The organism is Rhodococcus mengyinensis (assembly GCF_048381435.1).
GTDB lineage: Bacteria > Actinomycetota > Actinomycetes > Mycobacteriales > Mycobacteriaceae > Rhodococcus_F > Rhodococcus_F opacus_D.
This window is the reverse complement of sequence record NZ_JBLWIT010000062.1, coordinates 1-12,680: the sequence shown is the minus strand read 5'-3', so window position 1 is coordinate 12,680 and position 12,680 is coordinate 1. Positions and strand designations below refer to the sequence as shown.

The following is a 12,680-nucleotide window of genomic DNA, read 5'->3' as shown; positions in this document are numbered from 1 at the left end:
CCTGGCGGCCCCAGCCTGTGACCGATCACAGATTCACAGCGGGTGGTCGGCCCCCGCGTCGGGGTGAACGGTGGCGGCGCTGACCGCGACCGCGAGAGTGAGCAGCTCCGTGGTGACGTGTACGTCGAGGCCGGTCAGCTCGCGGACGCGGATGAGCCGGTTGTCGACGGTGTTGGGATGGACCACCAGGGTGTCCGCAGTGGCCCGTCGATCCAGGTTGCTGGCCAGATAGACCCGGAGGGTGTGCATCAGGTCCGGTCGCGATTGCAACGGGGCGCAGCGCTCCAGCAGCACCGGCAGCGACGCACTGGTGTGGGCGAAATGGTGCGCAAGTGCGACATCGCCCATTCGGCTGACCGTGCCGGTGCGGCCGGACCGGATCGCGATGTCGAGTACCTCGGCGGCCGTGGTGCCGGCCCGCGGAAGATCCTCGATCGAAGTGGCGTCCTCGATCGCGATCGTCACTGGTGCGCCGCTGACCCGCGCAAGGTCCACGGCCAGCGGGTCGAGAGCCCCGATCGGTGGATGCATCAGAATCCGAGCGTGCCGAGGCCGGACATCGATGAGCCACAGGCCGGGGACCGCCCTGGCGAGGTGGGCGCGAACGGCGCGGACCTTCCGTGTGGCCGCCAGTGATCGGGCGTTCCGGTCGCCGGATCCTTCGGCGGGGGTGTCACCGATGTGCAGCAGCATGATGCTCGGTTCGGCAGGGACGGAGTCGGGGTCGTCGAACACCCACCCGTCGCCGCGCAGGAGGGCATCGATGATGGGGGCATGGTTTCGGTCTTGCGCCGAAATGAGGTCGTGCGCGTGGATCTCGTACGCGGAGACGACCTCTCGTAGCATGCAGTCAAACGTGATATGGGCTCGGCGGTATGCGAACCAGAACAGTCCGTGGTCGGTGCCGAGTTCGCGTTCGAGTTCTTCGGAGAGTACGTCGAATCCGATCTGCCAGCAGCGCATGTACTCCCGTAGCGGCAACCCTTCCGCGACTCGTTCGGTGCCGCGTTCGATGTTCTCGCGCATCGTGTCGGCGACGTCGATGGACTCGTCGGTGATCGACTGCAGGCACACCTCGAGCAACGATCGAACGGTGTGGGCGCTTTCCCGGTGCAAATGTTCGGGCACCGCGGTCTGCGTGTAGAGCGGCGAGGTGGCGATGTAGCGGTCGATGATGGTCCGTGCCATCCGCGGCACCGACCGGCGAATACGGGCGATGGTGCCCTTCAGATCGTCTTTGGTTGCCTCGGGCGCGGTGCGCATCGAACGCCTCCTAGGTGTGACGGGTCACACACTACAGACGTGAAGAGTGTGACAGCCGCCGATGGTACGACAGCAACCCATTCGGCCAGGCTGAGGACCCAGAACGGCTCCACCAGCCCCGAGGTCCACACCGGCACAGAATGAGGAACCATGCCAGACTCTGCGTACGCTCCTGATGACCTGCCCCTGACCGGGATCATGGTCGTCGATTTCGGTCAGTACATCGCGGCGCCAGGCGCCGCGCAGACCCTGGCCGACCTCGGCGCCGACGTCCTCAAGATCGAAGGCCCCGGCGGGGACCAGGCGCGCGGTATCGGCGTCTACGGCGAGGCCATCATGCGCGCCTACAACCGGCGCAAGAAGTCGATCGTCCTCGACCTCAAAGCCGAGGACGATCTCCGCCACGCGCGGGCCCTCATCGCCCGAGCCGACGTCGTGATCCACAACCTGCGACCAGGGGTGATGGAAAAGCTAGGCCTGTCGGCCGACGAAATACGCGAACTGAATCCCACCGTCGTCCTCGCCGCGGTGTCCGGCTTCGGCACCGAGGGACCCTCCCGCCGCCGGCCGGGCCTCGACATCGCCGCCCAGGCGGAAACCGGCATGATGTCCGTGACCGGAGAGGCGGACGGAGACCCGCAACGGGTCGGTTTCCCGCTCGTCGACCACGCCACCTCCTACGTGGTCACGCAGGCGGTGCTGGCGGCCCTGTTCCGACGAGAACGTACCGGCCTCGGGGACGACATCGACGTCTCACTGCTCGACGTGGCGATCGATCTGCAGTGCGTGAACTGGGGCGAATACTCCCTCACCGGCGTCGCGCCCCACCGGCGCGGTAACGGGCAACCGACCGCGGCACCGGCCGCCGACATCTTCCCCACCGCCGACGGCTCGATCGTCGTCTCCGCCTACACCGAGCAGCGATTCACCCAGCTCTGCGACCTCGCGGGCCGACCCGACCTGCCGAAGGATCCCCGCTTCGCCGACAACCCGGCGAGGGTCGCCCACCGCGGCGAACTCCTCGCCGCGCTCACACCCTTCTTCGCCGGCCTCGACACCGAAGCCGCCCTCACGGCGCTGACTTCCGTGGGCATCGTCGCCGGCGCCGTTCGCACCTACGACCAGGTTCCCAGTGCGCCCGATGTGATTGCCAGCGGCATCTTCACCACCGGCAGCACCGCCGACGGACACACCTATTCCATCCCAGGACTCCCCTACCGCTCCCGCAGCACCCCCCGCACCACAGACGCCGGGCGGGTCCCCGAACTCGGCGAACACAGCCACGAGATCGTCGCGCGCTACCGGCTGGGCGAGTACTCCCTGACGTGACCTGACACGCCACCGCGCCACCCACCCCTCACCGTCACGGCCCCAGGAGCACTCGTGTCCCTACAGAATCGACAAACCCGCACCGAGGGCGGCCTCGCCGCCGACCGTGAACTCGACAGCCCCCGCGTTCGCCGGCGCGGCTGGATCATCACCCTGATGCTGATGGCGTTCATGCTGATCAACTTCGCCGACAAGGTCGTCGTCAGCCTCGCCGGCGTCGAGATCAAGGCCGACCTCGGACTCACCAGCGAACAGTTCGGCACCGCCCAAAGCGCATTCTTCTGGCTGTTCGCCCTGGGCGCGATCGTTCTCGGATCCCTAGGCGGCCGTATCTCCGCGCGATGGCTCCTCGCCGGTCTGGTCGGACTGTGGGTGCTCAGCCTTGCCCCGATGACCACGACGGTCGGATTCGGGGTCTTCCTCGCCTGCCGGATGCTGCTCGGATTCGCCGAAGGCCCCGCCGGGGCGTTGTCCCAGCAGATCGCCCACACCTGGTTCTCCCCGACCCGCCGTTCACTACCGGCGTCAGTAGTCATCATGGGAGCCTCCCTCGGCCCGCTGATCGCCGCCCCGGTCCTGACCTGGATCATCCAGAGCTACAGCTGGCACGCAGCGTTTCTCGTGCTCATGGCCGCCGGAGTGATTTGGCTGGTGGCCTGGCTGTTCATCGGCGGTGAAGGACCCGCCGGCAATGCCGGGGCGGGCACCGGGAAACAGGCGGTGACGCTTCCCGACACCGTGCCCGTCCGGCTCCTGTGGACTCGCCCCACAGTGATCGGTGTCGCGATCTTCTCGTTCTGCTCCTATTGGGCGACCGCGTTGAAGGTGAGTTGGTTACCGCTGTACCTGCGCGAAGGCCTGCACTACAGCGCCAACGCCACCGGACTGCTGATCACATTGCCCTTCGCCGCGGCCGTCATCCTGACCTTCCTCGCCGGCCTGATCTCCACCCGCCTCTCGCTGGCCGGACGATCGTCCCGCACCGCCCGCGCCCTGTTCGCGGCCGGCCTACTCGCCGCCGGCGGTGTGTGCATGATCGGATTCACAACATTGCCCGTCGGACCCACTCAAATGGTGCTGATCGCGCTCGCGTTCTCCCTCAACACCGCAGCCTGGGGATTGGCGTTCTCCCTGCTCTCCGACGTAGTACCCGCCAAACAACGCGGATCCGTCATGTCCATCACCGTCGCGATCTACAGCCTCGGCGGTGTCGCGGCACCACTTCTCATCGGCTCCCTCGTCTCCGGCGCCGCCGATACCGCCGCTGGATACGGCCGAGGCTTCGTCATCGTGGGAGTCATCATGCTGGTCGGCGCACTCGCCGCCACCATCCTGGTCAACCCCGAACGCGACGCAACCACGATCGCCGCGCACCACCCGAACACGTAGGCAGAACCAGAACGTTCGACGGCACCGCCGTCCATAAACCTGGCCTGAAGGCACCAGCCCGTCGTCAGCGATCCTGGAAGGAAGCGATGAGCACACCAATGTGGTTGAGAGGCAACGTGTCCCTGATAGGCGGCGAACGCGCCACCGGGCGGCAGGCTGCTCCCGTCGGGCAGTTCGACGGCCGCGCGAGGAGCCTGTTGTGAGTTCTACGGAGAGCGATGTCGTGGTCGTTCGGCACCATCAGAGTGGGCGGCTGGACATAGAACTCAATCGTCCCGAGCGCAAAAATGCCCTGACGGTCCCGATGGTCACCCAGCTCGCCAGAACGTTCGCCGACGCTCAGGACGACGACACAGTCACAGCGGTGTTGCTGTACGGCGCGGGCGGATGCTTCAGTTCCGGTTTGGATCTGGCCGAGGTACGCCCGGGTGAGCCGGCGATTACCGCGGCGATCACCGACCTGCACACCACCCTGTCCGAGTTCGAGAAGCCGCTGATCGGGGCGCTGGAGCGGGCCGCTGTCAACGGTGCTGCGGCGATCGCGCTGTCCTGCGACCTCCTCGTGGTGGGAGAGACGTCGTTCCTCATGGTCGGCGAGGCGGAGATGGGGGTGGCTGCGCCGAACAATCTGCGGTGGTTGCTCGCGAAATTCGACGTGAACCAGGCACTGCAGCTCACGCTGGCCTGTGAACGTCAGTACGGTCCCGACCTGTTGCGCCGCAGCTTCGCCTACGAGATGGTGCCGGACGAGCAGGTTTTGGTCCGGGCCACCGAACTCGCCGACAAGATTGCGGCCTACCCCAACGGCGGGGGAATCGCCATGAAGCAAGCGATTCTGACGCGCCGAACACTGCTCGTGTGAGTGCGTGCGCACGGCCACACCTGCTGTCGAAAAGCCATATAAGACAACATAATGCACAGCCGGGCGGACAGGTCGCAGGCCGCCCGGTCATCCCAGGTCTGGGGATCCCGACCGAGGTGGTGCTACACGGGACACTCGAAGGAGACAATCGAATGGGTATGACTACAACCGCTGAACACCGCGCGCTTCGCGACGCGGTTCGCGAGTTTCTCACCGCAACCAGTGCACCGGCCGAAGTATTGGCCGTCCAGGACACGGAACTCGGATACCGACCCGAGATGTGGGCGACGATGGCCGAACAACTCGAACTGCAAGGACTGCTCGTCGACGAGAAATACGGAGGATCAGGCGCGAGTATCGGTGACCTCGTGGTGGTCGCCGAGGAATGCGGGCGCTCCGCAGCGTGCAGCCCCTTCTTCGCGAGTTCCGTGTTGACCACGCTCGCCATCGCGGATTGCGCCCGGGAGCGGTGGCTCAGTGAGCTGCTGCCAGGTCTCGCCGCCGGCACTCGTCTCGGGTGTCTGGCATTTGCCGACGCCGACGGGTGGTGGCAGGCCGGCTCGGAGACCGTGCGTGCACAGCCGGACGGCGACGGCTGGCGGATCGATGGACGGGCCGATCACGTGATCTTCGGACACTGCGCCGACACGATCGTCGTCGCCGCCCGAACCGAAGACGGGACCGGCCTGTTTCTGGTGGAACCATCGGACGCGAGCATGCTGCGGGTCCGGCAACCCGCGCTGGACCTGACCCGTCCGCTCACGACCATCACCTTCGACAGCGCAGCAGCGCAACGGATCAGTGGCACCGCAGACATTTCGGAGGCGCTGTCCCGAGCGCTCGACAAGGCGCTCGTCGTGCAGGCGGCGGAGAGGGTCGGCGGCGCCCGCAGGTGCCTGCACCTGACGACTGACTATGCGAAGACCCGCAACCAGTTCGGTCGTCCGATCGGTACCAACCAGGCTGTCAAACACGGGCTGGCCGATCTGACCCGTGCGCTCGAACCGATCGCCGCTGCCGTCGACGTTGCCGCTCACGCCGCGGATACCGGAGCGCCGGAACTGCCGGCACTGGTGAGCCTGCTCAGCGTCGCGGGGACCGAGAGGTACCTGCAGATCGCCGGCGAGACGATTCAAATGCACGGCGCGATCGGTTTCACCTGGGAGCACGAGGCTCATGTTCATCTCAAGCGGGCGAAGACCGATCAGCTGATGTTCGGGTCGTCGGTGTGGCACCGCGAGCGTCTGCTCGCCGGAGTCCTCGCCACCGGCGCCGCGTTCGAGGCGCCGGCGCGGGCCGACGAACCCGCTCGGCTGGCGGACCTGCGGACCGAGGTCCGCGCCTGGCTGGCCGACCACCGCGCCGAGGGGATGCCACTCGAATACGCGCAGGAGCCGTTCGGGCACGAAGCCACCGATGCAGAGAAGCGATGGACCGATCTGTTGCGGAAGGGGCGTTGGCTGTGCCTGTCGTGGCCGGAGGAACACGGCGGCCGGGGCCTGGGACCGGTCGAAACTCTCGTTGTGGAAGAGGAGTTCGCGCGCGCGGGACTTCGACGCCCGCATCTCGGAATGGGCGAGACCCTGCTCGCGCCCGCCCTGTTGGCCCATGGGAGCGAGGACCAGAAGCGCCGGTTCCTGTCCCGCATTCTGTCGGGCGAAGACACGTGGTGCCAGGGCTTCTCCGAACCCGAGACCGGATCCGATCTCGCCTCGCTGCGGACCAGTGGAACCGTGAACGGTGACGAGTTGCGGATAACCGGTGACAAGATCTGGACCAGCAACGGAGCCCGGGCCAACATGATGTTCCTGTTATGCCGCACCGACCGCGAAGCACCGAGACACCGCGGTATCTCGTTTGTCCTTGTTCCCATGGCGGACAACGGCATCGACGTCGACCCCATCCGGATGGCGTCGGGCGACAGGGGGTTTGCGCAGGAACGGATAACCGATGCCCGCGCCCCCTTGACCAATGTGGTGGGTGGGCTCGGCAACGGTTGGGTGGTCGCGATGACCACACTCGGCGCCGAACGGGCGGGCAAGGCGGCGACGCAGTACGTCGGCTATCGCCACGAACTGGACGTGCTGGTGGAGCGGCTGGACAAGAACGGTCGGCTCGGCGACGTGATCGGTCGCCAGCGGTTGGCGGATCTGGTGGTCGAGGTCGAGTTGATGCGTGCCGTTGGTTCCGTGATCAGTGCCCGAGTCGCAGAGGGGCAGGCCGTCGACGAGTTGCTGGCTATCGACAAGGTCAACTGGTCGGAGTATCACTGCATCTTCGGCTCGACGGCGCTGGAGCTTCTCGGCGCGTCTGCGTTGACCCGTCCTGAGGGGGACGGATATCAACTCGACTCCCTGCAGCGAGTGTTCCTCGAGAGCCGGGGACGCCGGATCGCTCGCGGGTCGAATCAGATTCAGCGCAACATCATCGGCGAAAGAATCCTGGGTTTGCCGAGGTAGACACTCAACTGTAGGTAGTCGACCAGACGTCCGTGCCGGTCGGAACCCCGTGTGCAACATGTTTACGAGCCCGCTTCTCCAGATGTGAGTCCCACCAACGGTCGATGGCGTCAGTACCGGCGGACAGTTCCACGGAACTGTTGGCGGACAACGTCGTCGCCGTGTCAGGACTGTGGAAACAGTAAGAGCCCGGGAATGCTCAGTCGACTATGACGACGACGCCCGTCGGCTCGCCCAGCGCCTCCACCGTTCGTTCGGCAGCTCGGTCGATACCAACCCGAGGTCCCTCGGGTTGTTGCTGCTCGTGATAGGTGCCGGGACCGTAGAACTGTCCATAGCGCAATACAACACCGCCCTCGACGAGAACGGTACGCTCCAATTCTACGACCGCCCGAGCGGCGGGCCCATCAGGCAATTGCCAGGCGACGCTTTGAGCCAGGATCTTCGGCGACCCGCTCTGCCGAGCGGCCTCGATAAGATTCTGAGTTCCCTCGGTTCGGATGCGAGCGTTCAGATCTGCGTGTTCACTGATCTGCGCCGAATCATCCGGCAGATCGGTCAGCTCGTTCAGCATGACGTCCGGTGTGAAGTCACGAACCGCCTGGATTACAGCCTCCCGGTTGAAGACATCACACAGCACCGGTTCGGCACCGAGGTGGCCCAGTAGCTCCGTCTTGCTGGGTGAGCGCGTCATACCGCCGACTACGTGCCCCGCCTGAATCAACCGGGGAATCAGCCGCTGCCCGATCACGCCGGATGCGCCGGCAAGAAATATCCTCATGATTACTCCTTACTATACGAAATGGAAGTGAGAACCGAACCGCCGCTGTCAACCGCGGCACGGTGATGTCATACGGGTCCCTGCCTTTTCGGAAGCGCTGGCCTCTGTGCAGGCCCAAGGAGGCCGACTACCGCGGCCCTCGAGGGAAGCAATGGCTCTGGGGAGAAGAGCCGGGACAGATACCCCACTGGAACGGGTTGAACCTGTGACGTTCTGTTGGGCCTCCCCGCTCGTGACCGAATGGGTTGGGGCCGAGGCGGTGAGGGGCGATGGGGTGGTGAGGATGGTGAGGGAACGAGTTTTCGATCGACGACTGGTGGACCGATGCCAGACGGTCCAGAGCGCCTGTCGGATGTGCCGACGCGGCGCCGGCGCCGTACCCTCCGATGACTGTGACGGCCGCAACCGCGATCAGTGCACCACGCGCAAAATTCTTCATGTCGAACTCTTTTCTGTCCTTCTCGGCAATCTGATGCCGAGAAGGGATCGGGGCGAACGCGAATCGGTACGTCCCAGCTTGTGAGGTCAGTGGGTGCGATGATGTCATCGCTCCGGCCCCAGGTGACGAGTGTCGGAGGGCTGTGGGCTGCGCAAGTATTCATGCAATCGCGGGTCCCGCTCGTGGTGCGGTGTGCGCAACCGCCGGTTGATTACGTGGTCGACCGAGGCCCCGAGTGCCGCTCCCAGGACCGGCGCGACCAGATAGATCCATAGATCGGTGGTACGCCCAGAGAGTGCAGCAGGACCGAACTGGCGGGCGGGGTTGATCGATCCCCCGCTGCGGGGACCGAGGAGGGCGATGACCAGCCCGACCGACACTCCGATGACGTACGGCAGCAGGCGTGCACGGCCGGGACAGGCAAGGAAGAACCCGACGACAACGATCAGGACCATCATCGAGCCCATCTCGGCGAGAAAGACGGACGCGGGCTGCCAGTCGGACGCGGCCCTGATCGCGGCGTAGTCGACAGGAGCGAACGAGACCGCATGCCCCCACACCAGGCGCCCGAGCACCGTCCCCACCGCTGAACCCGCAAGTTGGGCGAGTATGTAGGGCGGAACGCTGCGACCAGGGAAGCCGTTCATGAGCCACAGGGCGATGGTCACGGCGGGATTCATGTGCCCGCCAGCGCGTTTGCCGGGTGGACTGAACATCAGGCCGGTGAGGATGATCCCGCTGAGAACCCCGATGACGGCAAGTGCGACGTGCAGGTCGGCGATGTAGAGGGTGGAGGCCGGATCACGCAACCACCGGACGACAGTCACCGCGAGGAACAGCAGGACGGTGGTGAGCGCGAACTCGTCGGCGGCGCGCGCCAGTGGCTGCCGGTGTGGCAGAGGCGAAGCGGTACTCACCATGATCTCCTAGTGTCGGTGTGTCGGTGTGTCGGTGTGTCGGTGCGTCGGTGTGCCGGAAGCGGCGTGGATTCCGGACGCATCCGGACAGCAGGTCCCGGTCGTTCTCGGCCACCGGCCGCCCGGATACCAGATTTCAGACGCGAGCCCCTCCGCGAGTTCGCTGGTCGCCCTATCGCGTTCGCTCGATCGGGTCGTTAGGAGTCCGGCGTGTAGTGACCGGGGACCAATCGGGTGGATACGCCGAAGCGGTTCCACGTGTTGATCGTCGCGATGGCGACGATGAGTCGGGCGAGCTCGGTATCGTCGAACTCGTTTGCGGCCTTCGCGTACACCTCGTCCGGGACGAATCCGTCTGTGAGCACGGTGATCGCCTCGGTCAGCTCGATCGCTGCGATCTCCTTCGCCGTGTAGAAGTGTTTCGACTCCGTCCATGCGTTGAGCTGGATGATCCGCTCCGCCGATTCGCCGGCGGCCAGTGCGTCCTTGCTGTGCATGTCCAGGCAAAAGGCGCAGTGGTTGATCTGCGATGCGCGGATCTTGACCAGGTTGAGCAACGTCGGCTCGACGCCCAGCCCGGCGGCCGTGTCGAGGCGGATCATGGCCTTGTAGGCCTCGGGTGCGAATTTTGCCCAGTCCAGGCGGGGTGCGTGCTCGGGGAGAAGTTCAGTGCTTTCGTGTACTTCGTTCATCGTCATGCCAGCAACGCTACGTCCCGAGTGGCTCTAGAGTATGGTCCATTTCTATGCCAGAAATTCATACCAATTCTGGGGGCTTGCCACCTTCCGGGTTCGGTGCCGACCTGCTGGTGGAACTGAGCGGACCCAAGCTGCGCGCCGGTCTCACGGACGCATTGCGAGAGGCCGTGCGCACGGGGCGTCTGGCGCCTGGCACGCGGCTGCCGGCGTCCCGCTCGCTGGCCGCCGATCTTGGTATCTCACGAAATACCGTGACCGAGTCCTACGCCGAATTGGTGGCCGAGGGCTGGCTCAGCGCGCAGCAGGGTTCCGGGACATGGGTGGCCAGGCGGGCCGAGGCGCGCACGGCCGCGCCTGCAGCTGCCCGTGCGAGGCCGACTCAGCGCCGTCCCACGTACGGACTGCTGCCGGGTTCACCGGACCTCACGGACTTTCCGCGCATGCAGTGGCTCTCCGCGGCCCGCCGCGCTCTGACCGCGGCGCCGCACGAAGCGTTCGGTTACGGCGATGCCCTCGGCCGGGTCGAGTTGCGTACCGCCCTGGCGGACTATCTGGCGCGGGCCCGTGGGGTGTACGTCGAGCCGGAGCGGGTCGTCATCTGTTCCGGTTTCCATCATGGTTTGACGTTGATGGCGCAGGCACTGAGGGCGCGGCGGGTGCAGGCGGTGGCCGTCGAGTCGTACGGCCTCGACCTCTATCGTGACCTGCTGACCGGCGCCGGCCTGCGTACCCCGCCCCTCTATGTCGACGAATATGGTGCCCGTACAGACGAGTTGGCACGATTGCGCGGAGTAGGTGCGGTTTTGATGACTCCGGCGCATCAGTATCCGACGGGGGTCGCGCTGAGCCCGGACCGGCGCTCGGCGGCTGTCAACTGGGCGCGTGCCACCGGCGGGCTGATCTTGGAGGACGACTACGACGGGGAGTTCCGATACGACCGTCAGCCGGTGGGTGCTCTGCAGGGCCTCGACCGCGAGCGGGTGGTGTATTTCGGTTCGGTGAGCAAGTCGCTGGCGCCGGGGTTGCGGCTCGGCTGGATGGTGCTACCAGAGGAACTCATCCCGGAGATCGTGACGGCCAAGGCGCACGGCGACTACATGTCGAGTGCGCTGGAGCAGCTGACACTTGCGGAGTTCATCGCATCGGGCGCGTACGACCGTCATGTGCGCTCGATGCGGCTGCGCTACCGGCGCCGCCGTGACCAACTGGTCGCGGCCCTGGCGCAGAGGGCGCCCGGCATCCGCGTGACCGGCATGGCGGCCGGGCTGCAAGCGGTCCTCGAACTCCCGCGCGGGACCGAGCGCACGGTCGTGGAGGCGGCGGCCCGGCAGGGACTGGCGGTCAGCGGAATCGCTCAGTTCTGCTACGAAGTGGCGGACGCCGGGTGGCAGTTGCCCGAGCGGGACGCGTTGGTGGTCAACTACGCGGCTCCCTCGGACAGTGCGTGGGCAGGCGCGCTGGACGCATTGTGCAGGGTGATGCTCTAGACAGGGCGGTGCCGTAGCCCGATGCTGCTCACAGTCGCTTCGCACCGGAGGCGCCAATGTGTTCAGTGCGGCATGATTCCATCACCGGCTCCTGACGGAATCCTCCAGGTGGGCCAGTGCGTCGGCACCCTCGTTGGCGAGGTAGACCAGCTCCATCAGGGGTAGCGGCAGGAACCCTTCGTCCTCCATCCGTCGGAGCTGAAGTATCACCCCGTCATAGAAGCCGACCGTATTCAGCAGGGCCACCGGCTTGTCGAGCAGTCCGTGCTTCCTCAACTCCAGGATTTCAGTCGCCTCGTCCAGCGTGCCCAGGCCGCCGACCATCACCACCACCGCATCCGATCTGGCGAGCAGCAGCGCCTTGCGTTCGGCGAGATCCTTGGCGATCACCATCTCGTCGGCGTCCTTTCTGGCAAAAGCCCGGAGAAATTCGACCGAGATCCCGACAAGCCGCCCTCCGGTCTCCTGTACTCCGTCGGCGACAACCTTCATCAGCCCGGTATCGGATCCGCCCCATACCAGGGTATGGCCGCCGTTTCCGATGAGTTCTGCGAACTCGCGAGCCGGTCGGGTATAGCGCTCGTCGAGGTCGGCGGAGGAGAGGAAGACACAAATGTTCATGGTTGAACTATAGGACTCTGATAATAGGGCGGCGATGTGCGATGCTGAACGCTTAAGGGGGACAAGAGCAAACGGGGCCTTATGGTGGAGGCCCGGCGCACCTTCGCGGTCGAGCATGTGCGTGTGATCCGCCACTGGTCATCCCGATCAGGCCGGTGAAGCCGGGCCATCGGCAGCCGTCTCCGGAAGTTGATGTGGTCCGGCAAGGGCCTTGCTGATCGCGCTGGAACGCCGGAACCCGCGGTCCTTCGGCATCCCGCGTTCGCGTGCGTGCGTTTTCGCGGGGGCTGGGGTCGCGGTCGCCTACGTGTGGTGCGGACCAGGCCTGATGCCGATGGTTCGAAACCATTGACTCGAAAGTGTGTTCGAACTAGAATTCAAGGATGGGGCTCGGGGGAGATATCCAGGGGGCGTTGTCGGACGAGATTCTGGCGA

General features: G+C 65.7%; 10 protein-coding genes. 5 read left to right on the top strand and 5 right to left on the bottom strand.

The window, feature by feature from the left end; translation table 11 throughout:
• Positions 1-33: 33 nt before the first annotated feature.
• Positions 34-1,263 carry a PucR family transcriptional regulator gene (locus tag ACNJ7E_RS12770; RefSeq protein ID WP_418340050.1) on the bottom strand — a complete coding sequence of 410 codons (1,230 nt, stop codon included), beginning with the start codon at positions 1,261-1,263 and terminating at the stop codon, positions 34-36.
• A 150-nt stretch (positions 1,264-1,413) separates the two neighbouring features.
• Here ACNJ7E_RS12770 and ACNJ7E_RS12765 point away from each other — a divergent pair, with 150 nt between their 5' ends.
• The 4 genes from ACNJ7E_RS12765 (at position 1,414) to ACNJ7E_RS12750 (ending at position 7,302) form a co-directional block, all read left to right on the top strand.
• On the top strand, positions 1,414-2,592 hold the full coding sequence (locus ACNJ7E_RS12765; protein WP_418340049.1) for a CaiB/BaiF CoA transferase family protein: 1,179 nt from the start codon (positions 1,414-1,416) through the stop codon (positions 2,590-2,592).
• Positions 2,593-2,646: 54 nt separating this feature from the next.
• Positions 2,647-3,981, top strand: coding sequence for an MFS transporter (locus tag ACNJ7E_RS12760; protein WP_280779366.1), 1,335 nt, complete (start codon positions 2,647-2,649; stop codon positions 3,979-3,981).
• Between the two features lie 199 nt (positions 3,982-4,180).
• Complete coding sequence (locus ACNJ7E_RS12755) at positions 4,181-4,843, top strand: enoyl-CoA hydratase/isomerase family protein (protein ID WP_418340048.1); 663 nt, start codon at positions 4,181-4,183, stop codon at positions 4,841-4,843.
• On the top strand, positions 4,840-7,302 hold the full coding sequence (locus ACNJ7E_RS12750; RefSeq protein WP_418340047.1) for an acyl-CoA dehydrogenase family protein: 2,463 nt from the start codon (positions 4,840-4,842) through the stop codon (positions 7,300-7,302). The genes ACNJ7E_RS12755 and ACNJ7E_RS12750 overlap by 4 nt, the downstream gene beginning before the upstream one ends.
• 199 nt (positions 7,303-7,501) lie before the next feature.
• On the opposite strand, the gene ACNJ7E_RS12745 is transcribed toward ACNJ7E_RS12750, so the two are convergent.
• The 3 genes from ACNJ7E_RS12745 to ACNJ7E_RS12735 form a co-directional block, all read right to left on the bottom strand.
• Entirely contained in the window at positions 7,502-8,083 is a 582-nt protein-coding gene (locus tag ACNJ7E_RS12745; protein WP_280779369.1) for an NAD-dependent epimerase/dehydratase family protein, read from the bottom strand.
• 543 nt (positions 8,084-8,626) lie between these two features.
• Positions 8,627-9,439, bottom strand: a complete 813-nt coding sequence (locus ACNJ7E_RS12740; protein WP_280779370.1) for an MIP/aquaporin family protein — start codon at positions 9,437-9,439, stop codon at positions 8,627-8,629.
• A gap of 197 nt (positions 9,440-9,636) precedes the next feature.
• On the bottom strand, positions 9,637-10,137 hold the full coding sequence (locus ACNJ7E_RS12735) for a carboxymuconolactone decarboxylase family protein (RefSeq protein ID WP_280779371.1): 501 nt from the start codon (positions 10,135-10,137) through the stop codon (positions 9,637-9,639).
• 77 nt (positions 10,138-10,214) lie between these two features.
• Between ACNJ7E_RS12735 and pdxR the strand changes: the two genes are divergently transcribed.
• A complete protein-coding gene (pdxR, locus tag ACNJ7E_RS12730) occupies positions 10,215-11,624 on the top strand; it encodes a MocR-like pyridoxine biosynthesis transcription factor PdxR (RefSeq protein WP_418340046.1) in 1,410 nt (469 codons plus the stop codon).
• Positions 11,625-11,705: 81 nt separating this feature from the next.
• On the opposite strand, the gene ACNJ7E_RS12725 is transcribed toward pdxR, so the two are convergent.
• Positions 11,706-12,245 (bottom strand): LOG family protein, encoded by a 540-nt coding sequence (locus tag ACNJ7E_RS12725; protein WP_283333268.1) that lies wholly within the window; start codon positions 12,243-12,245, stop codon positions 11,706-11,708.
• Positions 12,246-12,680: the final 435 nt, after the last annotated feature.

Coding starts and splice junctions, on each gene's coding strand:
- ACNJ7E_RS12770 (WP_418340050.1), bottom strand. CDS start 1,263: ATGCGCACCGCGCCCGAGGCAACCAAAGACGATCTGAAGGGCACCATC.
- ACNJ7E_RS12765 (WP_418340049.1), top strand. CDS start 1,414: ATGCCAGACTCTGCGTACGCTCCTGATGACCTGCCCCTGACCGGGATC.
- ACNJ7E_RS12745 (WP_280779369.1), bottom strand. CDS start 8,083: ATGAGGATATTTCTTGCCGGCGCATCCGGCGTGATCGGGCAGCGGCTG.
- ACNJ7E_RS12735 (WP_280779371.1), bottom strand. CDS start 10,137: ATGACGATGAACGAAGTACACGAAAGCACTGAACTTCTCCCCGAGCAC.
- ACNJ7E_RS12725 (WP_283333268.1), bottom strand. CDS start 12,245: ATGAACATTTGTGTCTTCCTCTCCTCCGCCGACCTCGACGAGCGCTAT.